Below are 24,443 nucleotides of genomic sequence, written 5' to 3'. Positions count from 1 at the left end.
CCAACTCGCGCAGTGAGATATAACCGTAGGTCATGAATCCGAATAGCACTGTTTTCAGCATGCTGGCCGGGTTGTACCTGATACGCCCGGCAACATGAGCCGGAATCTGATTCAGATACTTCTCCAAGTCGATTTCCTCCATAAATCGGTCGAAAACCAGCACCGGATCACAGATATCCAGATAATCTGAAATAAATATTGGCAAAACAGCCTGTTTTGGTTTAGAATAATTGGTGGTTGAATTTTTCATAGCAAGTAAATTTTACCACAAAAGGCGGTTAGCTGACTTGGTTTTAGTCAGCTAACCGCCTTTGTTATAAGGGGGCGTGTTATTTCACAGCCCCTTGTTCTGTTTCGGAGCATAGGATATGGAATCAAAAATAATTTTCAATTATCTATTGACTTTCATTCTCAATAGTGCTATATTATCTATAGGCTTTCGTTAAAGCTCTCCTAAAATATAATACACAGCCAAAAGGCGGCCGTACTGCTCATGCGGCCGCTTTTTGGTATGTCCGGGACAATATGGTATAATTAGACTCAAGGATAAACAGGCACCAGAATATCACGGATATGGTGGTGCTGGTGTAATGGAGGCCCTTATGCAATTATTCTATGTGTTCGTTGGTGGCGGCTTGGGTGCAGTTTGCCGTTATCTTGCTACTTTGACGATTGGTGCCAGATTTGGCGTTATATTTCCGTGGGGCACTTTATTTGTCAATACTCTCGGCAGTTTTCTGATGGCATTTGTACTCGGCTTCCTGCTTCCTTTGGCAAAATCTGCCAACATGCTGCCCGACTCTCTTCGCCTTTTGCTGACGGTTGGTTTCTTAGGCGGGTTCACGACGTTTTCTTCTTTTAGTATGGAAACCTTGACCCTGCTTCGTGGTGGCAGTTTATTCCCTGCCTTTGCCAATATGGGAGCTAATATCCTATTCGGTCTGGGCGCTTCGTTCATCGGTTTCTATGTGTCCTCAGCACTTATCGACTCACTATGATCAAGGGAAAAGAGACAATGATACTATCAGCTGATCCGGCTGGTTACACGGAGGGAAAGAAATTGGACATTGAAAGTATGGCGCGCTATTGGTCGCAGGACGCGGAGAATTATGGCAATATCATACAGGATGAACTGGCAAGTTTCCGTGTGGAGGCATGGCAGAAGCTATTTAGAGAAAAGATGCCCGTTGATACACATAGGGTGCTGGATTTGGGCTGTGGCCCAGCCTTTTTTTCTATCATCCTGGCCAAGATGGGGCTGGATGTGATGGCCGTGGATTGTGCCGATGGTATGCTGGCCCAGGCACGGCAGTCGATTGAAATGACCGGGGTAAGTGTAGACCTGCAGCAAATGGATATCAACCAGCTGGATCTTGCCGCAGGCTCCTTTGATGCCATCGTGAGCCGCAATGTTACCTGGACCTTGTCCAACCCTTGGCAGGTCTATGAAGAATGCCGACGCTTGCTGCGGAAAGGGGGACGCTTATTGTTGTTTGACGCCAACTGGAATATGCCCTTGTATGATGAGGAAATGGCCAGGCGGTCAGAGGAGCGGCGGCGGGAATGTTTGCGGCAGTATGATGATGCTCTGGAAACTGCTGATGAGGTTACGGAGCCCCTCGACCCATTGCAGCTGCCTCTGAGTGGAACGAAGCGTCCTTACTGGGATGTGGAACTGCTTCGGAGTATGGGCTTTGGTGAAGTACACGCAGATTTTGACCTGACGGAAAGACTTTGGGACGAAAAGGAACGGTTGCTGTATGGGGAAACGCCGCTATTTGGTGTTTTCGCCACAAAATTCTAGGTCAATTTGTTGGAGGGGAACCAATGGCACATTTAGAGAAAACGGCTGAGGCTTTGCGTAAGAGGGGATATGAGGTTACTTGTTTCAAAACTGGTGAAGAGGCTGCAGCCTACCTTGACAGCAAGATTGATGGTTTCACGGTGGGATTTGGCGATTCGGAAACGATGCTGGCATTAGGACTCTACGAACGGCTTTCTGGTCATAATGAGGTTTATGACCCAAAACATCCCCAAGAGGGCAAAGGCTTTTACGATACAGCCAGGATTTGCCTGACCACGGAAGTTTTCCTGACCTCGGTAAATGGTATTGCTGAAACCGGTGAGATGGTGAACATTGATGGGACGGGGAATCGTGTTGCTGGGTCATTGTATGGCCATCGTAAGGTATATTTTGTTGTTGGCAGGAACAAGATTGCTCCCACCCTTGAAGAAGCTGCCTATCGGGCAAGGAATGTCGCTGCACCGAAAAATGCTGCCCGTCATCACTACAAGATACCATGTGCCGTCCATGAAGACCACTGCTACGCTTGCAGCAGCCCAAATCGTATCTGCAATGCCCAGGTCATATACTGGCGGAAGATGAATCATATGGATATGGAAGTGGTGCTGATTGACGAGGATTTAGGGTTTTAAGGAGTTATTATGGAAATACATGAATATGGCAATCCGAAGTCTGACATCGTTCTGGTCCAGCCAGTTGGCGACCATGATTTGCCAGGGATTGAGGCAGAAGTGGACGAAATCCAAAGGCGGACAAACAAAGACTTCCACTTTTGGGCGGTCAAGGTGGATGAATGGAATTGTGATTTATCTCCTTGGCAGGCTCCTGCCGTGTTTGGAAATGACGATTTCGGCAACGGTGCGGGGAAAACACTGACCGGGATATTGAAGTTGTGTCAGGAGGAGGACAAGGCCTATTATCTTGGCGGCTATTCCCTGGCAGCTTTGTTTTCTCTTTGGGCGGCATACCAGACCGATAGATTTGCAGGCATTGCTGCGGCATCCCCCTCTATTTGGTTTCCGGGATTTGTTGGTTATATGAAGAGTCAGGCCGTCCAATGCTCCAACATATATATGAGCCTGGGGGATAAGGAAGAAAAGACCAGGAATGCTGTCATGGCCAAAGTTGGAGACTGTATCAGGGATGGGTATGAATGGCTGAAGGAAGATGGCACTAACTGTACGCTGGAGTGGAATAAGGGCGGTCACTTCCAGGAGCCGGAGCTTAGGACAGCCAGGGCCTTTGCCTGGCTGTTGAAATAGTGCTAAGGGGGATGAAGCTTCATGGGGCGAGAAGAAATGGCTGCAGGATACTCCCGATGGCTATGGCCCTAAAGGCAAGAATTTCATCGCCCATGTGGACATGCCGCCTGAGTACGGGAGGCATTCCTTTATCTGCAAAAGTTCTACGGAGTACGCAAGGCCAATCCGGCCTAGCCTAACGAGAGAGATAAGACTCAATATCAGACAAAAGCCGCCGCAGCATACAGCGTAATGACGTTGCATGCTGCGGCGGCTTAGTGTTTTCTATTCGCAGGTTCTGCTTTTGGCCAGCTTTTCCGCGGCTGTGGTATTGCCTCCACGCATGGCAAGCAGCACGCCGATGGCGATGAGGGCAAAGCCAGGCGCAAAGTAGCTGGTGATGGCCTCCAGCAGGAAATATCCCAGCAAAGTTCCCACCACGGGTTGGAAAAACATGAAGAGGCCGCCTATGGAGGCATCCATGTAAGTCAGCCCTTTGCTCCAAAGGACGAACCCTGCGGTGGTGGAAATCATGCCCACATAGAGCACGGAGCCCCAGATTTCCGGCTGGGCAAGAGCTGTAAAATCTGCCTCAGAGGCAAGCCACCAAGACCCGTAGGGGCTGAGTGCGATAAAGGCAATCAGCACGCTGTAAAAAGTTAGGGCAAAGATGGAATATTTGTGGTTGTAATAATGAATGTATGCTTCAATCGAACACATAAGATCACGCTTGTAAAGGTCAATTGCAGACGTTCTTCCTGTGTGGTGCTGCGTGCTTTGCTCATGTAGCTTCCGCCTCCTGAATGTTTTCTGGAGTTAAAGTCTCCATGAGCATTATACACTTTTATCCATGATTGGAGCTGATACTTGGAACGAATTTTGTATTTTCGGCAAATATCAAGCTGGCTTGCCTTGCCATTCAAGTAATCGAGAACAGCCATCGTCTTTGTTTTGGGTGCATAACTTCTGTTACCTTTATGGGTATAAAATCCATCAGCACCTTCTGCCTCGTAGCGCTTAATCCACATTTGTACGGAAGCTAGGCTAACTCCTACTGCTTTGCTGATACAGCCCTGAGTAATTTCTCCTCGAAGATAAGCTCTTACATATTCTACTTTTTCTTCTACGGATATCTTCTGTCGATTTGGCATAGAAAACTCCCCCTATGATGACAGTTTTATTTTTTACTGTCTCTCATAGGGGGAGCATATCATGTGCAACAGCCTCTTGTTTGCATATGGTTACTCTAATGTATGGATAATCTGGTAAAGCTGATCCTTCAGTTTGCCAACCTCTTCCGGGGAGAACAGTTCACCTTTTTGATTGACAAGGCATCCCATCTGATAGGGGACTTGCTCTGCTTCCTTCCGGAGGGCCATTCCTTTATCCGTGATGGATACCACCAGGATACGTTCATCTTCCGGATTGCGGTATCTTTCCAGATAGCCCATGGCTTCCAGTTTCTTCAGTACAGGGGTCAGCGTCCCGGAATCCAGATAGAGACGTTTCCCAAGGTCACGCATGGTAACTTTCTTATCTTCCCATAGTACCATCATGGTGATGTATTGGGCATAGGTAAGGCCAATCTCTTTCAGCAAAGGATTATAGGCCGCCACTATTTTCCTGGCACAGGCATATAGGGGAAAGCATAGCTGATTATCCAGCAGCAGCGGGTCAAAGGTCTGTTTGTCACTCATTTCTTGCTCCTCTTTGTTACGGGTAAATCTTTCTATATCTATTCTACCATCCTAATGATATTAAATCAAATGAGATTTTTAAAAATTCCATTTGACAAAATGGAATTTTGCTGTATAATAGAGCATGTAAGATGCAATGAAGGATTTCAAAAGTGTTGTGTAGAATTGACCAAAAGGAGAGCTGAAAACATGGACAAGCAGGAAATCATCAAAGCCTTTCATATGATGTGGGACAAGTTCCCCGAGCCCATCATGCTGATTACCAAAGACCGTCAGATCCATGCGGTGAACAAGAAGGCCGCTTCTCTGGGTCTCAATGACCAGATGAAATGTTCTAGCATCGGAAAGCCCGAACAGCATAAGGGCTGTCTTTGCAATCAGGCAGCAGATGCCAAGGAAGCTGCTTACAAAGCTTATGAAGGGCCGTTTGGCCGGGCTTATGGCTTTTGGATTCCCGTTGAAGGTGCTGAGGAATACATCATTCACTTTGGTGTAGGTTCCACTTTCGAATATCCCATGTGATAAAGATTTGTGCATTGTATTTCAGGAGGAGGAAAACTTTATGAGCATTTACGGACTGACGAAGGGGACGGAACTGGAGAACATGGTTAAGGCCATCATGCAGGCTGAGGCCAATGGCACCATGATGTATTACGCTCTGGCTCGCCTCGCCAAGGAGCAGGGCTATGAGGATATAGCCACGGAGCTCATCGAGTCCGCCAATCAGGAAGCGGTTCATGCCGGATTCTACGCCGTGCTCAACGGCAAGTATCCGCAGGATTTCTGGAACCTCCTGCGTACTGTGCAGAAGGCGGAAATCAACGGTGAAGCACAGGTCAGGGCCATGGCCGATAAAGTAAGGGCCGCAGGTTTTGCCGAGGCTGCTGATGAGATGGAAATTTTTGCCAAACAGGAAGGCCATCATGGCGTGGTCATCGGCAAAATTCTGGAAAAATATCAGCCGGAGAAGAAAGCGCCTGCGGGCAAGGTTTACATCTGCCCGGTCTGTGGTTTTGAGCACGAAGGGGATATAAGCGATGAGCCGGACGATTACGTCTGCCCCCTCTGCGGTCAGCCCAAGAGTGCTTTCAAGGAAGCCGAATAAATAATCTGTTCCCTGTTTTTCAAAGAGAAGGAGCTGATGGCATGGAGAAAAAGCGTATCCACAAGGATATCATCATTATCGGTGCAGGCATGGCGGGGCTGACAGCGGCCCTTTATGCAGGGCGCATGAATCTGGACGTGCTGGTGCTGGAAAACGGCATCATCGGTGGCCAGATTGCCAACGCCACAGGCATTGAGAATTATCCCGGTTTTGCCAAGGTTTCCGGCAAGGAGCTTATCAGTACGCTCCAGCAGCAGGCGGAAAGCTTTGGGGCGGTAATTGATGAGTTTGATTCCATCGTGAAAGTAAGTCTTAAAGGCCAGCCCAAGCTGGTGGAGACGGAGGAACATGTCTATGAGGCCGATGTCATCATCATCGCCTCCGGCATGAACCGCCGCAAGCTGCCTCTGCCGGAGGAGGCAAAGTATGCAGGCAAGGGCGTGCATTACTGCGAGCTCTGTGACGGGCATATGTATCAGGACAAGGTCATCGCCGTCATGGGCGGCGGCAATGCGGCTGTGGATGCTGCCAATTTCCTCACCAAGTATGCCAGCAAGCTCTATCTGATACACCGATCGGATTTTCGGGCTGACGAGGTCTCCCAAAATCGCCTGCAGGAAAATCCCAAGGCGGAAATCTTCCTGCAGACGGAAATCAAGAGTCTGCAGGGTGACGGACGTCTCGAAAGCATCGAGGTGTTGGACAAGGCCTCGGGCGAGACACGCAGCCTGCCAGTGGATGGCATCTTCGTCAATATCGGTGTGGTGCCCAATACGGAGCTCTATAAGGATGAATTGCCGCTGACTCCCAGCGGCCGCATCGAAGCAGGTGAGGATTGCCGTACAGCCATTCCCGGCGTATTTGCCGCCGGTGATGTGCGGGAGAAGGAAATACGCCAGCTGACCACTGCCGCTGCTGATGGTACGGCAGCAGCCCTGCTGGCTGAGAATTATCTAGTGAAATTGAAGGAGGGTAATCCAACATGGTAAAAGTATATTCAATCAATGATTGTCCCTGGTGTGACAAGGTAAAGAAATACCTGAAGAGCAAGAATGTGGAATTTGAAGAACATAATATCGAGGAAAATGATGATGACCGTGATGCCTGCTATGCGCTGACGGGGGATACGATGGTTCCCATCACCACGGCCAATGACAAGGATTATGTGCTGAGCTTTGACAAGGCCAAGCTGGATGCTCTGCTAGGCCTTTGATAAATAGAACGGTAGATGTAAGTAAGGAGAAATAACGATGGGAATTTATGATTTTGTGGTAAAGACCAATAAAGGCGTGGAAAAATCTCTGGCGGACTACAAGGGCAAGGTGCTGGTTATCGTCAACACCGCTTCCAAGTGCGGTTTCACGCCACAGTTCAAGGAATTGCAGGACCTCTATATGAAGTACAAGGGTCAGGGCCTGGAAATCCTGGGGTTCCCCTGCAATCAGTTTGCCGGACAGGAACCGGGCAGCAACAGCGAAGTACAGGAATTCTGCCGCTTGAACTATGGCGTGACCTTCCAGATCTTCGAGAAGGGGGACGTGCGTGGGGAGACTGCCCAGCCGCTGTTCAAATATCTGGTTGAACAGCAGGGCTTCAAAGGCTTTGATGAGGCTCACCCCATTGCCGCCAAGCTGACGGAAGCCCTCCAGCAGAATTTCCCTGAGTACCTGGAAGGGGATTCCATCAAGTGGAACTTCACCAAGTTCCTGGTGGACAGAGAAGGCAACGTAGTGGCCCGCTTCGAACCCACCTGCACGCCTGCGGACATGGCAGGCGAGATTGAAAAGCTGCTTTGAAAAAACGAATAACTGCAAGCAAAAACACCATGGCCGATATCCCTCAGCCATGGTGTTTTCTTGTTATGCATATAGATTTCAGTCAAACCGTTCGTCAATGACGCGCTTGGTTTTCTTTTCACTGCGCGGCAGCAGGCCGAGTTCTACGACCTTGACGATGGGGGTGAAGCCGATGCGGCTCTTGACTTTCTGGGCGACTTTTTCGGCCATCTGCTGGAAGTTGACCGAGCCATTCGTCTCGATGTAGATGCGCATGGTATCCTTGCCGTCGAGATGGGAGATGCGGATCTGGTATTCACTGGACAGCTCGGGGAAGGTATGCAGGACTTCCTCAATCTGTTTCGGGAACACGTTGACACCCTTGATCTTGACCATATCATCACTGCGGCCAACCAGCGTATCGATGCGCGGGAAACGGCTGCCACAGGGGCAATCGCCCGGCACGATGCGTGAGATGTCATGGGTGCGGAACCGAATCAGCGGCGCGCCTTCCTTGACCAGCGTCGTGATGACGATTTCGCCGTATTCGCCATCCGGCAGGTTCTCGCCCGTCTCGGGGTCGATGATTTCCAGATAGATGAAATCATCCCAGTAATGCATGCCCGTATTATGCGCGCAGCTGATGCCGATGCCCGGCCCGTAGATTTCCGTCAGGCCGTAGATATCGTAAAGCTCAATGCCCAGTTCCTTGGCGATGCGCTCGCGCATCTTCGCACTCCAGCGCTCGGAGCCGATGACACCTTTCTTCAGATGGATCTTGTCCTTGATGCCGCGCTTTCCGATTTCCTCGGCCAGCAGCAAGGCGTAGGAGGAAGTTGCTGTGAGCACGGTGCTCTTCATATCCATCATGAACTGCAGCTGCTTATCCGTATTGCCCGGCCCCATGGGCACGACCATCGCGCCGAGTTTTTCGGCACCGTTCTGGAAGCCGATGCCCGCCGTCCAGAGACCGTAGCCTGGCGTGATCTGGATGCGGTCTTTGTTCGTGATGCCGGCGAATTCATAGCAGCGCCTGAACATTTCGGCCCAGTCATCGACGTCCTTGGCCGTATAGGGAATGATGACCGGCGTGCCCGTCGTGCCCGAAGATGAATGGATGCGGACAATCTGGCTTTCCGGCACGGCCATGAGCCCGAGTGGATAGGCATCGCGCAAATCCTGTTTTTCCGAGAACGGCAGGTTCAGGAAGTCTTCTTTGGTCTCTACCTTTTCGATGCCGGCCTCGCGCAGGCGCTGGCCATAGAAGTTGTTTGCCTCCAGCAGGCGCTCAACCTGCCGGTTTACCATATTGAGCTGCTGTTCATTGATCTGCATAGGTTCTCCTCCAATATCTATATCAGCGGGCAAAGGCCAGTGCCTTTTCATTGAGTTCATGGAATCTGGCGGGGACACGTTCGTGGATGGCTGCAAGGATATCCTGTTCGGAAAGCCCCAGTGCGCCACTGCGTACCGCTGCACCGAGCAGGACGACATTGAGCACCTTCATCGAGCCGAGTTCCCTGGCCGCTGCATCACTGTCAACCACTGTCAGCCTGTCGACCTTATGGCGCAGGTAGTCCATGATGCCTTCCACATCATAAGCCGAATCGCCAATCATGGCACTGACGGGCAGGATGGGATGGCTGCTGACGACAACACTGCCTCCTTCTTTGAGGAAAGGCATCTGCCGTACGGCCTCAGCCGGTTCGAAAGCAATGATGAGGTCGGTTCTTTTCTTGCCGATGAGCGGCGATCCCTCGCCGGTTCCGAGCCGCAGATGGCTGAACACGCTGCCACCGCGCTGGGCCATGCCGATGGTCTCGGCTGTCTTGACGGGGATATTCTTTTTCATGGCCGCGGCGGCAATCAGCTTGGACGCGAGAATCGTCCCCTGACCGCCGACGCCGCAGAGAATGATGTCTGTACTCATAATTTCTCGCCTCCTGCTATCGCTCCGACCGGGCAGATGCTCTCGCAAAGCGTGCAGCCTGTGCAGAGCGTCTCATCGATGAAGGCCTTGCCTTCCTGCATGACCAGTGCCGGGCATCCCAGTGAACGGATGCATTTCTGGCAGCCGATGCACGTTTCGGCATTGACCTGTGAACGTGCCGCTGGTTTGGCCAGCACGACGCAGGGCGACTTGAAGATGATCGCCTTGACACCCGGTTCTGCCGCCACGCGCTTGACCGTTGCCACAGCTTCGGCGTGGTCGAGGGGATTTACGGTCTCCACGACTGAAAGGCCAATGGCACGCAGTACCTTTTCGATGCTTACGGCCTGCACGACCTCGCCGCGGATTGTCCTGCCTGTACCCGAATGCGGCTGATGACCGGTCATGGCCGTCGTTGAGTTATCGAGCACGACCAGCGTCATATCGGCCTGATTGTAGAACGCGTTGACCGTCCCCGTGATGCCGGCGGCAAAGAATGTCGAGTCGCCGACAAAGGCAAAGCATTTCGTCTGCGGGTCCATATGGTAGACGCCCTGTGCGATATTGATGCCGGCGCCCATGCACAGGCAGGTATCGCACATGTCCAGCGGGGCCGCATTGCCCAGTGTATAGCAGCCGATGTCACCGCAGTAGATGGTCTTCTGCCCGCGCATGGCCTCTTTTACGGCCACGAAGGAAGCGCGGTGCGGACAGCCTGCACAAAGTACCGGCGGCCGTACCGGAAGAGCAGGTGTTTTTTCTGCCGGCTCATCCGGCTGAGGCTGGCCCAGGAATGCGCTTATCGCCCGACCAACGGATTCGACTGTATTTTCGCCGGCCTTCTGGACATCGCCGGTCAGCTTGCCGCGAATCACCGTCGGCAGATGGTATTTGCCGCAGACGGTCAGCAGGGCCCGTTCGATGACGGGGTCGAGCTCCTCGATGCAGAGGACTTCATCAAGCCCCTGCAGGAACCGGACTGCGAGCTCCTCGGGAAAAGGGAAGGGAGTCGCTACATGCAGCACGGGGAGATGATCATCCTGTGCCAGGTTGTCACGCGTGTACATGCTGCTGACCCCATGCGTCGCAATGCCCTTGCGCAGCTGGCCAAGTTGTTCTGCGCCCGGCAGTATCTTATTGCGCGGATATTCCGAAAGCACCTTGCTGAGTTCAGCATTGCGTGCCTCGATGGCCGCATGGCTGCGTACGGAAAGTTTCGGGAAGATGACCCATTTTGAGGAATCCTTGACAAAGCCCTCGTAGTCATGCTGCTCATATTCGGCCTCATCCCTGACCTCGATGGCCTCGTAGGCATGATCGATGCGCGTTGTCGGGCGCAAGAATACCGGCGTGTGATATTTTTCCGAGAAGGCAAAGGCCTCTTGTACCATCGCATAAGCCTCGGCCACCGTTGACGGGTCAAATACGGGCACCTTGGAAAACATGCCGAATGTCCGCGTATCCTGCTCCGTCTGCGAGGAAATCGGCCCCGGGTCATCGGCAACGACAATGACCAGGCCACCTTTGACACCGATATATTCAAGGCTCATCAAAGGATCGGCCGCCACGTTGAGTCCTACCTGTTTCATCGTTACAAGGGCGCGGGCGCCGCTGTACGCTGCTCCGGCCGCCACTTCGAGCCCTGCCTTTTCGTTGATTGACCATTCCACATGAATATCCGCCGAACCGCGCTTGGCAATGGTCTCAAGAATCTCTGTCGAGGGTGTCCCCGGATAACCTGCCGCCAGATTGACACCGGCCGCCAGTGCACCGAGGGCAATCGCCTCGTTGCCCATCAGGAATTCGCTATGCATGATGCTTCTCTCCTAAAACACTTCATTATTCACATATTACAGAAAATACCATCTTCCATTTATATAACAGCATACGGAGTTGGTTAACAAAATAAAAACATTTATGCATGCTGTATGCATAAAATGTAAATGTTTATCTGCGTGGTAAATATTAATTGTTTTCAGTATAACATTGCAAAGAAAGCATGTCAAAGAAGATGATCAGTTTTTATCATTTTGTCATATACCTGCTCAATACGCCCAAAAGTGATAAGCGCTGTATTATTGAGGGCGAAGCGGTATCAAATCGAAAGATAGTATGGTAGTGGATAAAATGTTGGGGAAATACGGATAGTCATATGTTAAAAATCTAAAATCAAAGTACATATTATGTATAATACATGGTATAATGTATCATTAAACGACCATGATTACCTTGCAAAAAATGAACAAGGCTGTGTGTTGTCGTATGGAAGATTTACTGGAGTCGGAATATGAGAATTTTTGTTGATGCAGATGCCTGCCCGGTAGTGCGGCAGACGGAAGAAGTAGCAAATAAATACAGTGTGCCGGTCACGCTGCTTTGCGATACCAATCATATATTGCGATCTGATTACAGTGAGGTCAGGGTAATTGAGGCCGGAACGGATGCAGTGGATTTTGCTTTGGTTAATCTCTGCCAGGCAGGTGATTTGGTCATTACGCAGGACTACGGCGTAGCGGCTATGGCTCTGGGCAAACAGGCTTACGCAATGCACCAGAATGGTTGGCAATATACCAATGAAAACATCGAGCGGCTGCTGATGGAGCGCCACCTTGCCAAGAAGGCCCGTCGGGCATCAGGCAAGCATCATCTGAAAGGACCGCGAAAACGCTCAGAGGAAGAGAATCTGCACTTCAAGGATAAGCTGGAGAGATTGCTTACGATACTGCAATCAGTTTATGGAACAGGCCCCGGAAGATGATTCGGGCATACAGCAGTTTTGCTCGTTGAAGTACAAAACCAGATTCCGCAGGATGAAGAAAGCTGATGTCAATGGCGAAAATGAGTTGCCTTTGTACACCTATCTGAAAGCCCAGCAGAAATTCAAAGGCTTTGGCAATGGGCTGAAGGCAACTGCCATGAGTTTGCTTCTGAGGAAGCGGGATTGGAACTACAAGAAAAATTCCGATATAAAATGGAATTTCACCAAATTCCTGGTAGACCGCCAGGGGAATGTAATAAAACGTTTTGAGCCAACGGATTCGATGAAGGATTTAGAGGCTAGCATACAGAATTGTTTATAATCAAAGACCGCAGGGCAACAAAGCGATACGAGCCCTGGACACCGACTCACTTCATTCGTTAACTCCAAAAAAGGAGAGACTGAAAAACGAGGCAACTGAAAAAGTCCCTGAGAACTTTTGATGGTTCTCAGGGACTTAATTTTATTCAATCTATAATACAGACAGCCCGCTTAAATCGAATTGTACCCCCAAATAGTACAATTCGATTTAAGCGGGCTGTCGTTCTCGTGGAGCGTGCTTTGTTAAAAAACATATAGTTTTATTAATGACTTCGTAAACATGCCTTATAAGCGATTCTACGAGGTCGTTTTTTAATTAGTTTGCAAAACTAACAATACCTTTATAAGTCAATGAAGGTTTTTACAGACAGCATCTATGATTGCCTGTGCTTTTTGCTTATTTATTCTGGTCACGGATTTTCAACTGTGTATATTTGCAGATATGCACAGTTGATTTGTGGATAAGACCTGCTAAAAATTGCCAACGGCTATATACACAGTTGCACGGTTGCACACCCCTCCTCAACGTGATAGAATTCTAACTAAAGAAGGAGGCGGTTCACCATGGCAGACAATTCGATTGCAACATTACAGGATGAATCTTCGCTGGCCTTATCTCTGGATACCAGTGCGATCACACCTGAATATTATGTGGCTCACTACATGGAGTTTATTCCTATGTATATCGGCCGAGGCCGTCCATCCATGGATACGCTGAACACATACAAAGCCTCTATCGATATGTTTATCAATTGGTGCGTTGAACGAAATTATCCGCCACTGGCAGCTCATGAACATCAGATGCGCATATATTTTCATACGCTTGTTTCTCGCGGCCTGCAGCAAAATACTATTGCTACGAGATTGACCGGTGTCCGGATATTCTTCCGTGTGGCTAAGAAACTAAACTTCATCAAGGTAAACCCTTGTGCGGATATCTCTCTTGGCGTAGCTCAGACAATGGATGAGCATTTCCGCTATTACAGTCCTGAGCAAGTGCAGGCGGTCATTAATGCCTTTGCTGCCGAAGAAGACAAGTTCATACGATATCGGAATACGCTTATCGTCATGCTGATGGGCGTCGAAGGCATGCGTAATGTTGAAGTCACACGCATGAATGATGAAGATGTTCGCTGGGATAGTATGTCTATTTATGTGCATGGTAAAGGACACGATGGCATCATTTATCCTTGCGAAGAAACGTTCAACATTCTGGAAGCTTATCTGGATGCCCGGCCTCCAGTAATTCCAGAACATGGCTTCACGCCTACGATTGTAAATGACTATAACCATGGCAACACCCGGATCTCACGCAACGGCGTTCGTTTTGTAATGAACCGGGCTTTAGAATCCTGCAACCTGAAAGTCAAAGGTTATAGCTGTCATGTATTCCGGCATAGCTGTGGCACCAATCTGTACCAGAAGACAAAAGACCTGCGCGTAGTTCAGGAAACTTTACGCCATAACGACCCAAAGGTAACGGCCAGATATGCTCATGTGCAGGAGCGTATGAGCAAGCGTTATACTTCCAAACTGGCTCCCAAAATCAAGGTTTAAAAAGACTGCGTCCATCCCAGATTTTATGAAAAGGTTCTTTCTCTTTATTTCCAATAACTAAGAGGGTTCTACGTTAAGCAGACCCTCTTAGTTATTACTGTTTGATTTTCTCCAACACTTCGCTTGCAGACAGATCATTGACCTTCATATATTCCATGAGTTCCTGATAATCTTCTTTCCCTTTTTTGCTCTTGAGTTCATCAAGCTGCTCTTTCAAAGCCTTGATTTCACTTCTCTTTTTTTCGATTTTTAATTCAAGAGCTGAAATCTTTTCATCATAATTTGCTTTTCTGGCCATTATAATAACCTCCATAAAATATAATAAATCATTTCATGTCGATACTATTCTACAGAAACTATTTTAATCCCTTCTTGAGGAAAGAAATTATTTATCATTTTTAGTTGCATCATTGATATCTTAATCCTTGATATACAGATGTCACACTTCACTCATACAATCCGAAACATCTTTCTGTATTTGTACAAGGCTTTATGAAGCATCAGACCCAGAACGCCACAAGATATGACTTCGCCCATCCCTACAGCTAATATCATAAGCGGAATTGGCAGCAGTATACCGTATGCGTAACGAAGCACCAAGGGAATGATAATCATATTGGAAACGATCGGAGGTATAACCGCCACAGATAGCTTTCTGTCACGCAGGAACCTGGTTCCTACAGCTCCGATAAAAGTAGCCATTGTACCAAATACAACATCCGGAACAGGTGCTCCTCCTAAAATGTTGGCCAAGAAGCAACCTACTGTCAGTCCCGGTACAGCTGCAATCGTAAACATCGGTAAAATCGTCAATGCTTCCGATATCCTGATCTGTACTTCACTGAATGATATCGGTGCAAATATCAATGTCAGAACGACGTAGATTGCAGCAATTACAGCACCCTGCACCAGCAGACGATGCGATATTTTATTTCTCATATTTTGTCTCCATCAATTGTTACTCTATATTGGCGCATATTGCCTTCGCAGAACTCTTTCTGTTGCTCCCAGGATAGCTTTAATATCCCCAGAAACCCTTCTCTTGTCCAGGGAAGCGTAACCGTAACATCTATCTCGCCTGACGGCAACAGGAAGCTGTGCTCAGCAGTAATGGCATCTTCTATTGTTATCCAGGTATCTCTAAGCTGCCTGGCCTGGTCAGTATTTGATTTTATACTCTTCTTTTTCATCGGTCTAATGTATCGCATTGATGCCTAAAAGTCAATGCCCTTCTTGAACAGATCTTTCCCAAACTGCTACGCTATCTTCATGCTTTTGTGCTGTCTTTTTTACGACTTCTTCGTAACCAGTAAGGGCGGCAAATGGAGCAAATTGTGCAGCCCGTTTTTCTTTTGGCATGCGAGGATGTCTTTTCGGTTCCGGACGCGGCATATTTATGATATCCGCAAATTCCTTGATATCTTTCTTTATCGCCACGCTTTATGCCCTCCGATTTCACTGTTGCGGGCAATGGCACGAGCCTCTTCCTTCAGATTTGTCGCCTTTAGGATGGAATTTTTCCCGAAGCGATTCCTGATGGCCAGCATGGCATGCTGTAAGGATTTCTCGCGCTTTTCAGCCCGTTCTGCAGCAGCTTTTTCTATGCATTCCTTATCGATGTCGGCAAACAGGTTAAATTCCACGGCCTGCTCGTTCGTGTTTGCCAGACTATCTTCCGAAATAAGTCTGCCCACCGTTACCGTAATGCGTCGGACCAACAAATCCGGATCCACAATACGGTCATACAAGGCCAGGACTTCTTTTAAGATCAGCTTCGACGATGATGTATGCCTGGGCAGGCTTGCTGTGCCATGAGCCGCCTTGGGAACCTTGCGTCCATAATGGTCGACATGGATATCGCCAGTATAGCCACGGGCGATATTTTCTATATCATAGCCAACATCCAGGACAATCTGATTCGTGACCAACCGTTTCTCTACCAGATCGAAAACCAGCTGATCCGTCATCTCCCAAGCAATAAGCCGGGCTTTTTTATGGTCATAGGGACAATGCAAGACCTGCCCGCTGCTCAGGCTTGTGCTGGCTGGACGGTACGCCTTTATCTCATCCATGGTGCAGGGTTCATAGCCCCAAGCATGGTCGATCAACAGCTCGGCATTAACGCCAAAGGCTTTATATAGCTCATCCTCGCCCCACTGCGTCAAAGAGCGGCGAGCAATATCCCCCATGCAATAGATACCAATGTCAGCCAACTTTTTCGCATAGCCTTTACCCAATCGCCAAAAATCGGTCATGGGCGTATGCGTCCATAGTTTCTGCCTATATGTCATCTCATTCAGTTCTGCGATACGGACGCCATCCTTATCTGGCGTCATGTGCTTGGCTGTAATATCCATGGCAATCTTAGCCAGGTACATGTTTGTGCCGATCCCCGCCGTTGCCGTAATGCCGGTTTCCTGAAGCACTTCGCGAATCATGGTCAGTGCCAGCTCATGAGCGGTCATCTTATACGTACTCAGGTATGGCCCCGCATCAATGAACACTTCATCAATCGAATATGGGTGTATATCCTTAGGTGCAATATAGCGAAGATATACACCATACACCCTCGAACTGTACTCCATATATAAAGCCATACGCGGAGGCGCCACGATGTAATCGATTGCGAGATCCGGGTCGTTCTTCAGCTCCAACGCATCATAAGACTTCCCTGTCAGTTTTTTGCCCGGGGAGCAGAAACGCCGATAACTATTGGCAAATCTTATTTTCTCGATAACTTCAAATAGCCGTGCTCGTCCCGGCACGCCATAGCATTTGATTGCCGGACTGGCCGCCAGGCAAATCGTTTTTTCTGTCCGTGACGCATCCGCAACTACCAGATTGGTGGTCAGCGAATCAAGGCCACGCTCCACGCATTCGACTGAAGCGTAAAAGGATTTGAGGTCAATCGCTATATATCTTGCTTTCACCATAGCTCATCCCCCATAACTTCTATGTGTAATCTTTTTTCACTAATAGAGTAACACATACGACTGAATCTGGCAAGAATATCATGACGTTTTCCTGACGGCCCAGGCTCCTATATCACACTTGCAATATTTTTCATTGTCAGAATTCAGTTTGACTCGTACAATAGTCAGGAGTGCAATTGTTTTTAGCTTGGAAAGGAGCGACTGGATATGCGAAGAAGAAAACGTCCCAAACTCAGGATTACCATCACGGATCGCCGCGTGATTATGGGATCTCATCGGGGGCTTCAAGACGGAAAAGGTCAGGGAATGATATGACACTTCAACAGTTACGATATGTTATCAAAGTCGTGCAGGCTGGTTCTATGAACCTGGCCGCACAACAACTCTTCATTTCACAGCCCAGTCTTTCTAAAGCGATAGCGGAACTGGAAAAAGAGATGCAGATCAGTATTTTTGAACGGTCAAACCGCGGTGTCGTGCTGACAGACAGCGGCAGCCGTTTTCTCTCCTATGCCCGGCAGGTAGTGGAACAAGCAGACCTGCTTGAACATCAATACAAGATAGACCATCCCATCAAGCGTGTCTTTGCCATATCCTCCCAGCATTATGCCTTTGTGGTCAATGCTTTTGTGGCTTTGGTCCAGGAATATGCCAAAGATGAATACGAATTCTCCCTGCGCGAGTCGCAAACGGCAGACATCATCGAAGAGGTGCGAACGCGGCGCAGTGAGCTGGGCATTCTATACTTGAGCAAGTTCAACAGGGAAATCATGAATCATATCCTGCAGGGAGCGGAATTGGCTTTTGGTACGCTGTTCAAGGCCTCGCCGCACGTTTTTGTAAGCCGGAAAAATCCCCTTGCCCAGAAAGAGTCCGTAACATTGGCGGATTTGCTGCCCTATCCGCGTCTTACTTACGAACAGGGGACGAAGAACTCCTTTTATTTTGCAGAAGAGCTGCACAGCACCGAACAGGTTCCCAAGAGCATTGTGGTAACAGACCGGGCCACGCTCTTCAATCTATTGATTGGCTTAGATGGGTACACGATTTCCTCCGGCATCCTGTCCAGCGACCTCAACGGCACCGAAATCGTCGCGGTTCCACTGGCCAGCCAGGAATATATGGAACTTGGTTTCATCTATCCCAAAGGCCTGCCTTTATCGGCAATGAGCAAACGATATCTTGAACTGCTGAAGGATTATATCGCCGGTTATAGTCAAAAGCTATAACCCGTGAGAGTTTTTCTGTATTAACGATAACCACGCGGTCTGTGCTATACTCGGTTCAACAAAGAAATGAATTTCGTTTATATTGATTGAACAGAACAGGAGTGTTTATTTATGAGTAAAGCACAAGCACCATTTCGTTATGATATCGTTGGCAGTTTCCTGCGGCCGGAACAGCTGAAGCAAAAACGGGCAGCCTTTGCCGCCGGCGAAATCTCAGCTTCTGAACTGAAGGCAGCGGAGGATGAATCCATCCGTTCGCTGATTGAAAAAGAAAAAGAACTGGGGTTAAAGGCTGTGACCGATGGCGAATTTCGCCGTCGTTACTGGCATCTTGACTTTTTGGCCAGCCTGAAAGGCATCGAAGAGGTGCAGGCGGAACAATGGTCCGTCAAGTTCAAGGGAAAACAGCCCAAAGCGGCAACAATCCAAATCGTGGATACGATAGATTTTGATCCGCATACGAATCCCTTCCTTGAGCATTTCCACTTCCTGAAGGAAGCTGCCGGCGATACGCTGGTGAAGTTCACGCTCCCCTCGCCGGCGATGCTCCATTTGATTTGCTGCGTGCGGGCAACGGACTATACCCCTATTCCACAATACACAGACGAAGCAACACTGTATCGTGATATCGCCTCAGCCTATCAGAAAGTTATCAAAGCCCTCTATGATGCGGGCTGCCGCTATCTGCAATTCGACGATACCTCTTGGGGCGAGTTCTGCGATACCGAAAAGCGCAAGATCTATAAAGAACGCGGCTTTGACCTCGATCAGATCGCAGAAGAATATGTAAAGATGATCAACCTCGCATTGGAAGCTAAACCTCAGGATATGAAAATCACCATGCATATCTGCCGTGGCAATTTCCGTTCAACCTGGTTTTCTTCCGGCGGATATGAGCCGGTGGCGGAAATCCTGTTTGGCAGCTGCATGGTGGATGGGTTCTTTTTGGAGTATGATTCCGAGCGTTCCGGCGGCTTTGAACCATTGCGTTTCATCCATGATCAGCAGGTCGTCCTGGGATTGATCACCTCCAAATACCCGGAATTGGAAAAAGAAGCGGATATCATTGCCCGCATTCAGGAAGCAGCAAAATACGTTGCGTTAGATAAGCTTTGCCTGAGTCCTCAATGCGGCTTCTCCTCCACAGAAGAGGGCAATCTTCTTACAGAAGAACAGCAATGGGCGAAAATCCGCCTGCTCCGTCATATCGCGGAGCAAGTCTGGCAGGACGCCTAACAGCGTTCATCCCGGATTGGTAAACCTTCATTCTTGCGAATCTTTGCTAAAAGCATATTCTAACAGTGCAGCCGCATCGTGGTAACGATCTTCATCGCTTTGCGCATGCATGATGACTACGATATATTCCCTGTCATCCCTTTGGGCTGATGCTGACAGACACCACTGTGCAGCCCGTGTATAGCCTGTTTTGATGCCGTTGCACCCCGGATAGCTTTGCAAAAGCTCATTGGTGTTTTCGCAGTATTCCACATAGCCTTGAGGCTTCAGGTAATAGATACTCTTCGCTGGAGTAGAAACCAACTCGCGGAATTTTGCATTTTTCATGCCGTAAGCGGCTATTTTCGCCATATCCCTGGCCGTAGAATAATGCTGGTCATCGGGCATACCATTAGGATTGACAAAATGTGAATGCACAGCCCCAATCTCTATTGCTTTTCGATTCATGATTTCGGCAAAAGCCTCCTGATTGCCACCAATCACTTCTCCTACTGCCAGAGCGGCACCATTATCGGAAATCAGCATCATCTGTTTCAAAAGATCCTGGAAAAACAGTTCCTTGCCAACCGTCAATCTCGTACATTCCACATCTACAGCTAAAGGAGAAATGCTGACAATTCTATTGGGACCACCATTTTCCAATCCTATTATGCAAGTCAGCATTTTCGTCATACTGGCCGGATATTCTCGTTTATCCGCATTCTTTTCATAAACGGTTTCTCCCGTGGCACTGTCTATAACGATGGCAGCATCTGCCGTAATTGCCGGTGCCCCAGCAAAAACCAACTGAACCTGCAGCATCAGGACAACTGCGGCGACGAATATGATCCGCTTTATTTTCTTCATTTCTTATTCCTCCCAGTGATTACGACAACTACTACATATATCCTCATCAATAAAAAGCCCTCTGCATCAAGCTGAGGGCTTTCAGGGCTTTCGTCATTCCATCCTTATGTCATAAAAATCATGCGCGCAATATCACTATACCGAAGTTCATCACATACCTCCGTGTGTTTTGTCCAAGATCAAAGCATATCCTTAATCATCGTTCCAATCGTTACGATTGCATATGACACGATGCAAATCAATATAAATGTGTCCCAGTAGCGCCCCTTGCTTCCTGCCGTCTCGACAATCTTCTGAGATATACTCTCTAAACGAGTATAATCCGCACTGGACAGATATGCTGCAAATCCCGGCAGATGACCGTTTCTTCTGGCCTCTAAGGCTTGATCCGTGAGTGCCTGTATCTTCTTATCCACCGCATCAGAGGGGGCTGCCATATATCGGTTCAGGCGATGCCACACGTTTTCAAACACCATGAGATAGATGCGCTTATGCCGAATATAGTAGCGACGAATGGTTCCCATGGTCACGACCATAAGAAGGATCTCAATCCACGAATAGGTCAGACTGTTATTCCTGACGGATTCGACAATGACAGAAGTTATCAGATAGAGAAGAAAAATCCCCTCGGTTGACTGTGCAAATGCATTTCTCCATAGTTTCACTACCGGGACTGGAGGATTCCCAAAAAAAATTCTTATATTTTTCAATAAATCGTTCACCTCTAACTAAATCTCTCAAAAAATAATTCGGGATGAATTTCATCCCGAATTATTTTAAGCTTTTTCTTTCGATTTTTCAACAGCAAACATATTTCGCAGAATATCTCTGGTCGCTCGGAAGGGCATCCTAGGTCCGTTATCTCTGCTTAATATTCTTCAGCTCCTGATACAGCCAGTCCAATCGCTGTTTTTCCCGTAAGATGGCTTGCTCCAGGATGCAACGATGCCCAAAGTGTTTCTGTTGCTCCCGTTTATCCGCGAACAGCAGCTGCCAGCGGGCTTGCAGGTATTGATATTTTTCCTCGTGCCGGGCGATTTCTTCCTGAAAGAGACGGATAACCAGCGGATTATCTGCAGAGTCAATAAGATATAGTTTCATGGTGAATTCATCCCGGGTAGGCACCAGCGGGTTCAAAGGTTCATCCATCCAGGCGGACAGAAGTTTCTGTCCGTCTTTTGTGATCTGATAGAATTTCTTTTCCAGCTTCTTGCCCACCAGTTCTGTGCGTGAAGAAATCAACCCATCCTCTTCCATGCGTCGCAGCTCCGGATAGATCTGGCTGTGATTGGAGTACCAGAAGTCCCCCAGCTCTTCTTCAAACAGTTTCTTGATATCGTAACCAGCCAGGTCTTCGCGGTTCAGCAGACCCAGGATTATATATTTCAGGACATTTTTTTGTGCCATAGTTCTTCACTGCTCCTCATTGGTTATCTGCAATTAGTATAGCATAGTTTGGAGAGATAAACATGTCTTTTATTATAGGATATTGACAAGATAAAAAAAACAGCTTATGATTATCGTGTAAATAAATACATGATAAAAGCAAACAACGGGAGGTTATCCAGATGAAAGCAGGTAAATTACGGAAACTGTCTGCGGCGATGTTGTTATCTCTGACCTTGGCGGTGCCAATGACTGGCGGCTGCTCCGCAGCAGCAGATAAGCCGGAAAATCTTGTCCATATGCAGCCAACCTATCGGGATGTGCTGGTGGCTGATGTGAAAAACGACAATGGTGCGCCCCGGCAGCTGCGCATGAATGTCTTTGTGCCGCCGAAGGCCGAAGGACAAAAAGTTCCCGTGCTGGTATTCGTCCATGGCGGCGGCTGGGCAAAAGGTACCTATGAAGGCGAGGATGCCCAACAGAAAGCTGCGGATCCTGCACAGGGCGACAACAATAGCCTGATGATGAACGATAATAACTCATCCTATAAGATTTTCAAGGACGTGCTGAACCATGGCATTGCCTTTGTTTCTGTAGATTACCGATTGAACAATGAAGCGACTTTTCCCGCCCAAATCTATGATGTGAAGGCAGCCGTGCGCTTTGTCCGCGCTCATGCCGCAGAATATGGTCTGGATGCAGATCGGATAGCCATTGCCGGGACTTCTGCTGGTGCCCATCTGGCGGCAGAACTGGCCGTGACCAGCGGCAACAAGGCCCTGGAAGGTGATGAAGGCGGCAATTTGGAATACAGCAGCAATGTAAAAGCCTGTGTCGATTATTATGGCCCGACGAACCTTCTGACCATGGCACCGGAGATGGATCCGACCCTGGAGGCTCCGGATAAGGCGGCGGAAACCCATGATTCTGTCCGGGCTAATGAGTCCATCCTGCTGGGATTTACCGGCGAGGGACAGGGCATAGGTACATTGCGCAAGATAGATGAGGCTGGTGATGCTTCTTCACCTTACTGGAACATGGTGGAGATGGCTAAACTGGCCAGCCCTGTATACCAGGTGACCAAGGATGCACCACCATTTTTTATCGCCCATGGCGGCCATGATTCTTTGGTGCCCATCCAGCAGAGCCTCAGCCTGCAAAAAGCCTTGACCGATGCTGGCGTAGAAAACATCTTCATGTGCAATTCCCTGGCGCCCCATGGCTATCAAGGTGAAGATACCAACCAGGCCATGATGAGATGGCTCTGCCGTCAGCTGGGCGTAACGTATTGATTTGTCATGGAAGAAAAAAATCTGGCTTTGGACTGGCTGGAACTGGCGGCCAGTAAAGGAATAAAGGCTTTAGGGCAGAAGCTGCAGAGTAAGTGTGGCAAGAAGTTAATCCTTACGGGACGGCAGGGAATCGCCCATTATCCCGAAACGGGCATTATGGTACCAGCTGTAGTACAGGAACTGCTGGTGAATATGCCAGAGTTTGGGGAAAACCAGTATTATTATGGCAAAAATCAGCGAATGCTGGTGTTCAAAGTTGTGCTGAAGGATATGCCGGATAGTACTCTGCTGCTCATATGGGAGCAGGTAAATACCGAGGAAATCAGCTCCATCAGCAATACTGTGGAGACAGCCCGGTTGGCCCTGACGTGGTATCTGCGGGGGCACAAGGAGTTTGCCAGACGGCTCCATGAGCAGAGGATCGCTTTCTTTGAAGGTGTTTTTATCAAGCACAATATCAGCGTGGAGTCGTTACTTAAGGAGCAGGGTATTGATATTCACAGCGACCGGGAGTATGCGGTGATGCTGATGGATATGGGAGAGAAGCAGCCGCTTATTCCACCGGCAGATTTTCGTGCTAAGTTGTTGCAATTCCGTCAACGCCATCAGACAGAGCTCATATATCCCTTAGAGTGGAATGGCCTGTATCTGGTGATTATTCCCGGGATATACAACCAGCAGGAGTTTAACTTCTTATCCACAGGTAAGCGGGAGGAATTGTTTGCCCGTTGGCAGCAGCTATTTTCCGAAGCCTATAAGGTGGATGTATCCATTGGTGTGGGGCTGAGTTATCCTCTGGCAGAACTTCATCGCAGCTATCGTGAAGCCCGCATTGCCTTGATGTTTCGGCAGATAAAAGGGGCATATGGCTTTGTGCAGAAGTTTGCCGATTTAGGCATCTTCCGGGAATTTTTTGGCTGTGAGCAGGAGCGGATTATTCGTTTTTGCCGCCAGACTCTGGACAAATTATTAGCCTATGACCACGATTGTGATGCGGGCCTGCAGATAACCCTGCGGACCCTTATGGATACGAATTTCAACTACAAGCTGACGGCGGAAAAGCTCTTTGTCCATGTGAATACTGTGCGTTACCGCTGTGATAAGATTGCCCAGCTTCTGGATATTGACCTCAACCATCCAGATACCCGTTTCAATCTTTATGCGGCGCTTAGGGTTGGGGATGTACTCAAGGCACTGAACTTGCTGCAGCCCGGATATGTGGGCAATATAAATCATAAAAACAGTGGAACGGAAACACAGACGCTGTTCTGAAAATATAAAAAGAAATGCACGAGCTTTATGATAGGCTCGTGCATTTCTATATATTTGATGA

At 48.7% G+C, this 24,443-nt stretch carries 30 protein-coding genes and 1 pseudogene; 16 read left to right on the top strand and 15 right to left on the bottom strand.

The annotated features are described in order from the left end of the window. Positions 1-205: pseudogene (locus BUB68_RS11490) on the bottom strand (IS1182 family transposase); the annotation flags it as partial. A 397-nt stretch (positions 206-602) separates the two neighbouring features. On the opposite strand from BUB68_RS11490, the gene crcB reads away from it, so the two are divergent. From crcB to BUB68_RS11470, 4 genes are all read left to right on the top strand, one after another. Further along, positions 603-998 carry a fluoride efflux transporter CrcB gene (gene crcB / locus BUB68_RS11485; RefSeq protein ID WP_081371981.1) on the top strand — a complete coding sequence of 132 codons (396 nt, stop codon included), beginning with the start codon at positions 603-605 and terminating at the stop codon, positions 996-998. Positions 999-1,060: 62 nt separating this feature from the next. Beyond that, entirely contained in the window at positions 1,061-1,804 is a 744-nt protein-coding gene (locus tag BUB68_RS11480; RefSeq protein ID WP_081371982.1) for a class I SAM-dependent methyltransferase, read from the top strand. Positions 1,805-1,827: 23 nt separating this feature from the next. Next, positions 1,828-2,436 carry a lactate utilization protein gene (locus BUB68_RS11475; protein ID WP_073091450.1) on the top strand — a complete coding sequence of 203 codons (609 nt, stop codon included), beginning with the start codon at positions 1,828-1,830 and terminating at the stop codon, positions 2,434-2,436. Between the two features lie 9 nt (positions 2,437-2,445). Further along, the gene (locus tag BUB68_RS11470; protein WP_073091447.1) at positions 2,446-3,066 is read left to right on the top strand and encodes an alpha/beta hydrolase; all 621 of its coding nucleotides are present in this window, start codon (positions 2,446-2,448) and stop codon (positions 3,064-3,066) included. A gap of 264 nt (positions 3,067-3,330) precedes the next feature. Here the strand turns inward: BUB68_RS11470 and BUB68_RS11465 are convergent, their stop codons facing one another. The 3 genes from BUB68_RS11465 to BUB68_RS11455 all read right to left on the bottom strand — a co-directional run bounded on the left by BUB68_RS11465 (position 3,331) and on the right by BUB68_RS11455 (position 4,742). Further along, on the bottom strand, positions 3,331-3,765 hold the full coding sequence (locus BUB68_RS11465; protein WP_256625908.1) for a DMT family transporter: 435 nt from the start codon (positions 3,763-3,765) through the stop codon (positions 3,331-3,333). Continuing rightward, complete coding sequence (locus BUB68_RS11460) at positions 3,705-4,196, bottom strand: helix-turn-helix domain-containing protein (RefSeq protein ID WP_073091444.1); 492 nt, start codon at positions 4,194-4,196, stop codon at positions 3,705-3,707. Before BUB68_RS11460 ends, BUB68_RS11465 begins: the two co-directional genes overlap by 61 nt. A 90-nt stretch (positions 4,197-4,286) precedes the next feature. After that, on the bottom strand, positions 4,287-4,742 hold the full coding sequence (locus BUB68_RS11455) for a MarR family winged helix-turn-helix transcriptional regulator (RefSeq protein WP_073091441.1): 456 nt from the start codon (positions 4,740-4,742) through the stop codon (positions 4,287-4,289). A gap of 189 nt (positions 4,743-4,931) precedes the next feature. Here BUB68_RS11455 and BUB68_RS11450 point away from each other — a divergent pair, with 189 nt between their 5' ends. The 5 genes from BUB68_RS11450 to BUB68_RS11430 are packed head-to-tail and all read left to right on the top strand — an operon-like array spanning position 4,932 to position 7,643. Further along, on the top strand, positions 4,932-5,264 hold the full coding sequence (locus BUB68_RS11450) for a hypothetical protein (RefSeq protein ID WP_073091438.1): 333 nt from the start codon (positions 4,932-4,934) through the stop codon (positions 5,262-5,264). 40 nt (positions 5,265-5,304) lie between these two features. Continuing rightward, positions 5,305-5,847 carry a rubrerythrin family protein gene (locus BUB68_RS11445; protein ID WP_073091436.1) on the top strand — a complete coding sequence of 181 codons (543 nt, stop codon included), beginning with the start codon at positions 5,305-5,307 and terminating at the stop codon, positions 5,845-5,847. A 41-nt stretch (positions 5,848-5,888) separates the two neighbouring features. Beyond that, a complete protein-coding gene (locus tag BUB68_RS11440; protein ID WP_073091433.1) occupies positions 5,889-6,836 on the top strand; it encodes an NAD(P)/FAD-dependent oxidoreductase in 948 nt (315 codons plus the stop codon). After that, positions 6,830-7,060 (top strand): glutaredoxin family protein, encoded by a 231-nt coding sequence (locus tag BUB68_RS11435; RefSeq protein WP_073091431.1) that lies wholly within the window; start codon positions 6,830-6,832, stop codon positions 7,058-7,060. Before BUB68_RS11440 ends, BUB68_RS11435 begins: the two co-directional genes overlap by 7 nt. A gap of 37 nt (positions 7,061-7,097) precedes the next feature. Then, positions 7,098-7,643: a glutathione peroxidase gene (locus BUB68_RS11430; protein WP_073091429.1), complete on the top strand. Its 546-nt coding sequence runs from the start codon at positions 7,098-7,100 to the stop codon at positions 7,641-7,643. A gap of 78 nt (positions 7,644-7,721) precedes the next feature. Here the strand turns inward: BUB68_RS11430 and BUB68_RS11425 are convergent, their stop codons facing one another. Genes BUB68_RS11425 through iorA form a run of 3 tightly spaced genes read right to left on the bottom strand, consistent with a single transcriptional unit; the run spans position 7,722 to position 11,366 of the window. Next, on the bottom strand, positions 7,722-8,957 hold the full coding sequence (locus BUB68_RS11425) for a phenylacetate--CoA ligase family protein (RefSeq protein WP_073091426.1): 1,236 nt from the start codon (positions 8,955-8,957) through the stop codon (positions 7,722-7,724). A gap of 22 nt (positions 8,958-8,979) precedes the next feature. After that, positions 8,980-9,552 carry an indolepyruvate oxidoreductase subunit beta gene (locus BUB68_RS11420; RefSeq protein ID WP_073091424.1) on the bottom strand — a complete coding sequence of 191 codons (573 nt, stop codon included), beginning with the start codon at positions 9,550-9,552 and terminating at the stop codon, positions 8,980-8,982. Next, complete coding sequence (gene iorA, locus BUB68_RS11415; RefSeq protein ID WP_073091422.1) at positions 9,549-11,366, bottom strand: indolepyruvate ferredoxin oxidoreductase subunit alpha; 1,818 nt, start codon at positions 11,364-11,366, stop codon at positions 9,549-9,551. The genes BUB68_RS11420 and iorA overlap by 4 nt, the downstream gene beginning before the upstream one ends. Before the next feature lie 473 nt (positions 11,367-11,839). On the opposite strand from iorA, the gene BUB68_RS11410 reads away from it, so the two are divergent. The 3 genes from BUB68_RS11410 (at position 11,840) to BUB68_RS11400 (ending at position 14,188) form a co-directional block, all read left to right on the top strand. Further along, positions 11,840-12,310 carry a YaiI/YqxD family protein gene (locus BUB68_RS11410; protein ID WP_073091419.1) on the top strand — a complete coding sequence of 157 codons (471 nt, stop codon included), beginning with the start codon at positions 11,840-11,842 and terminating at the stop codon, positions 12,308-12,310. 25 nt (positions 12,311-12,335) lie between these two features. Further along, a complete protein-coding gene (locus BUB68_RS15670) occupies positions 12,336-12,632 on the top strand; it encodes a hypothetical protein (protein ID WP_256625905.1) in 297 nt (98 codons plus the stop codon). A gap of 563 nt (positions 12,633-13,195) precedes the next feature. Further along, a complete protein-coding gene (locus BUB68_RS11400; RefSeq protein ID WP_073091417.1) occupies positions 13,196-14,188 on the top strand; it encodes a tyrosine-type recombinase/integrase in 993 nt (330 codons plus the stop codon). A gap of 94 nt (positions 14,189-14,282) precedes the next feature. Here the strand turns inward: BUB68_RS11400 and BUB68_RS11395 are convergent, their stop codons facing one another. From BUB68_RS11395 to BUB68_RS11375, 5 genes are all read right to left on the bottom strand, one after another. Further along, the gene (locus tag BUB68_RS11395; RefSeq protein ID WP_073091414.1) at positions 14,283-14,486 is read right to left on the bottom strand and encodes a protein kinase; all 204 of its coding nucleotides are present in this window, start codon (positions 14,484-14,486) and stop codon (positions 14,283-14,285) included. A gap of 152 nt (positions 14,487-14,638) precedes the next feature. After that, positions 14,639-15,127: a QueT transporter family protein gene (locus BUB68_RS11390; RefSeq protein WP_073091412.1), complete on the bottom strand. Its 489-nt coding sequence runs from the start codon at positions 15,125-15,127 to the stop codon at positions 14,639-14,641. Further along, on the bottom strand, positions 15,124-15,378 hold the full coding sequence (locus tag BUB68_RS11385) for a hypothetical protein (protein ID WP_073091482.1): 255 nt from the start codon (positions 15,376-15,378) through the stop codon (positions 15,124-15,126). The genes BUB68_RS11390 and BUB68_RS11385 overlap by 4 nt, the downstream gene beginning before the upstream one ends. Before the next feature lie 31 nt (positions 15,379-15,409). After that, positions 15,410-15,625, bottom strand: coding sequence for a hypothetical protein (locus tag BUB68_RS11380; RefSeq protein ID WP_073091409.1), 216 nt, complete (start codon positions 15,623-15,625; stop codon positions 15,410-15,412). Further along, positions 15,616-17,121 (bottom strand): Y-family DNA polymerase, encoded by a 1,506-nt coding sequence (locus BUB68_RS11375; protein WP_073091407.1) that lies wholly within the window; start codon positions 17,119-17,121, stop codon positions 15,616-15,618. The genes BUB68_RS11380 and BUB68_RS11375 overlap by 10 nt, the downstream gene beginning before the upstream one ends. 311 nt (positions 17,122-17,432) lie before the next feature. On the opposite strand from BUB68_RS11375, the gene BUB68_RS11370 reads away from it, so the two are divergent. Both BUB68_RS11370 and BUB68_RS11365 read left to right on the top strand, forming a co-directional pair. After that, a complete protein-coding gene (locus tag BUB68_RS11370; protein ID WP_073091404.1) occupies positions 17,433-18,350 on the top strand; it encodes a LysR family transcriptional regulator in 918 nt (305 codons plus the stop codon). 111 nt (positions 18,351-18,461) lie between these two features. Then, positions 18,462-19,586 (top strand): 5-methyltetrahydropteroyltriglutamate--homocysteine S-methyltransferase, encoded by a 1,125-nt coding sequence (locus BUB68_RS11365; protein ID WP_073091401.1) that lies wholly within the window; start codon positions 18,462-18,464, stop codon positions 19,584-19,586. A 27-nt stretch (positions 19,587-19,613) separates the two neighbouring features. On the opposite strand, the gene BUB68_RS11360 is transcribed toward BUB68_RS11365, so the two are convergent. The 3 genes from BUB68_RS11360 to BUB68_RS11350 all read right to left on the bottom strand — a co-directional run bounded on the left by BUB68_RS11360 (position 19,614) and on the right by BUB68_RS11350 (position 21,839). Continuing rightward, entirely contained in the window at positions 19,614-20,432 is an 819-nt protein-coding gene (locus BUB68_RS11360) for a D-alanyl-D-alanine carboxypeptidase family protein (protein ID WP_081371979.1), read from the bottom strand. Positions 20,433-20,611: 179 nt separating this feature from the next. Then, entirely contained in the window at positions 20,612-21,154 is a 543-nt protein-coding gene (locus BUB68_RS11355) for a hypothetical protein (RefSeq protein WP_256625903.1), read from the bottom strand. Positions 21,155-21,290: 136 nt separating this feature from the next. Further along, positions 21,291-21,839, bottom strand: a complete 549-nt coding sequence (locus tag BUB68_RS11350) for a PadR family transcriptional regulator (protein WP_073091397.1) — start codon at positions 21,837-21,839, stop codon at positions 21,291-21,293. A gap of 161 nt (positions 21,840-22,000) precedes the next feature. On the opposite strand from BUB68_RS11350, the gene BUB68_RS11345 reads away from it, so the two are divergent. Both BUB68_RS11345 and BUB68_RS11340 read left to right on the top strand, forming a co-directional pair. After that, a complete protein-coding gene (locus tag BUB68_RS11345; RefSeq protein ID WP_073091395.1) occupies positions 22,001-23,110 on the top strand; it encodes an alpha/beta hydrolase in 1,110 nt (369 codons plus the stop codon). A 6-nt stretch (positions 23,111-23,116) separates the two neighbouring features. Beyond that, the gene (locus tag BUB68_RS11340; RefSeq protein ID WP_073091393.1) at positions 23,117-24,382 is read left to right on the top strand and encodes a PucR family transcriptional regulator; all 1,266 of its coding nucleotides are present in this window, start codon (positions 23,117-23,119) and stop codon (positions 24,380-24,382) included. The last annotated feature ends 61 nt before the right edge of the window (positions 24,383-24,443 follow it).

Origin of the sequence: Pseudoselenomonas ruminantium (assembly GCF_900142515.1) — a bacterium.
Taxonomy (GTDB): Bacteria; Bacillota; Negativicutes; order Selenomonadales; family Selenomonadaceae; genus Selenomonas_A; species Selenomonas_A ruminantium_D.
The sequence above is the reverse complement of the archived record's forward strand: the minus strand, read 5'-3'. Positions and strand labels throughout refer to the sequence as shown.

Bases quoted from the DNA above. Each gene is read 5' to 3' on its own strand.
- crcB (WP_081371981.1), top strand. From the start codon at position 603: ATGCAATTATTCTATGTGTTCGTTGGTGGCGGCTTGGGTGCAGTTTGC.
- BUB68_RS11475 (WP_073091450.1), top strand. From the start codon at position 1,828: ATGGCACATTTAGAGAAAACGGCTGAGGCTTTGCGTAAGAGGGGATAT.
- BUB68_RS11470 (WP_073091447.1), top strand. From the start codon at position 2,446: ATGGAAATACATGAATATGGCAATCCGAAGTCTGACATCGTTCTGGTC.
- BUB68_RS11465 (WP_256625908.1), bottom strand. From the start codon at position 3,765: ATGTGTTCGATTGAAGCATACATTCATTATTACAACCACAAATATTCC.
- BUB68_RS11460 (WP_073091444.1), bottom strand. From the start codon at position 4,196: ATGCCAAATCGACAGAAGATATCCGTAGAAGAAAAAGTAGAATATGTA.
- BUB68_RS11455 (WP_073091441.1), bottom strand. From the start codon at position 4,742: ATGAGTGACAAACAGACCTTTGACCCGCTGCTGCTGGATAATCAGCTA.
- BUB68_RS11450 (WP_073091438.1), top strand. From the start codon at position 4,932: ATGGACAAGCAGGAAATCATCAAAGCCTTTCATATGATGTGGGACAAG.
- BUB68_RS11445 (WP_073091436.1), top strand. From the start codon at position 5,305: ATGAGCATTTACGGACTGACGAAGGGGACGGAACTGGAGAACATGGTT.
- BUB68_RS11440 (WP_073091433.1), top strand. From the start codon at position 5,889: ATGGAGAAAAAGCGTATCCACAAGGATATCATCATTATCGGTGCAGGC.
- BUB68_RS11435 (WP_073091431.1), top strand. From the start codon at position 6,830: ATGGTAAAAGTATATTCAATCAATGATTGTCCCTGGTGTGACAAGGTA.
- BUB68_RS11430 (WP_073091429.1), top strand. From the start codon at position 7,098: ATGGGAATTTATGATTTTGTGGTAAAGACCAATAAAGGCGTGGAAAAA.
- BUB68_RS11425 (WP_073091426.1), bottom strand. From the start codon at position 8,957: ATGCAGATCAATGAACAGCAGCTCAATATGGTAAACCGGCAGGTTGAG.
- BUB68_RS11420 (WP_073091424.1), bottom strand. From the start codon at position 9,552: ATGAGTACAGACATCATTCTCTGCGGCGTCGGCGGTCAGGGGACGATT.
- iorA (WP_073091422.1), bottom strand. From the start codon at position 11,366: ATGCATAGCGAATTCCTGATGGGCAACGAGGCGATTGCCCTCGGTGCA.
- BUB68_RS11410 (WP_073091419.1), top strand. From the start codon at position 11,840: ATGAGAATTTTTGTTGATGCAGATGCCTGCCCGGTAGTGCGGCAGACG.
- BUB68_RS11400 (WP_073091417.1), top strand. From the start codon at position 13,196: ATGGCAGACAATTCGATTGCAACATTACAGGATGAATCTTCGCTGGCC.
- BUB68_RS11395 (WP_073091414.1), bottom strand. From the start codon at position 14,486: ATGGCCAGAAAAGCAAATTATGATGAAAAGATTTCAGCTCTTGAATTA.
- BUB68_RS11390 (WP_073091412.1), bottom strand. From the start codon at position 15,127: ATGAGAAATAAAATATCGCATCGTCTGCTGGTGCAGGGTGCTGTAATT.
- BUB68_RS11385 (WP_073091482.1), bottom strand. From the start codon at position 15,378: ATGAAAAAGAAGAGTATAAAATCAAATACTGACCAGGCCAGGCAGCTT.
- BUB68_RS11375 (WP_073091407.1), bottom strand. From the start codon at position 17,121: ATGGTGAAAGCAAGATATATAGCGATTGACCTCAAATCCTTTTACGCT.
- BUB68_RS11370 (WP_073091404.1), top strand. From the start codon at position 17,433: ATGACACTTCAACAGTTACGATATGTTATCAAAGTCGTGCAGGCTGGT.
- BUB68_RS11365 (WP_073091401.1), top strand. From the start codon at position 18,462: ATGAGTAAAGCACAAGCACCATTTCGTTATGATATCGTTGGCAGTTTC.
- BUB68_RS11360 (WP_081371979.1), bottom strand. From the start codon at position 20,432: ATGAAGAAAATAAAGCGGATCATATTCGTCGCCGCAGTTGTCCTGATG.
- BUB68_RS11350 (WP_073091397.1), bottom strand. From the start codon at position 21,839: ATGGCACAAAAAAATGTCCTGAAATATATAATCCTGGGTCTGCTGAAC.
- BUB68_RS11345 (WP_073091395.1), top strand. From the start codon at position 22,001: ATGAAAGCAGGTAAATTACGGAAACTGTCTGCGGCGATGTTGTTATCT.
- BUB68_RS11340 (WP_073091393.1), top strand. From the start codon at position 23,117: ATGGAAGAAAAAAATCTGGCTTTGGACTGGCTGGAACTGGCGGCCAGT.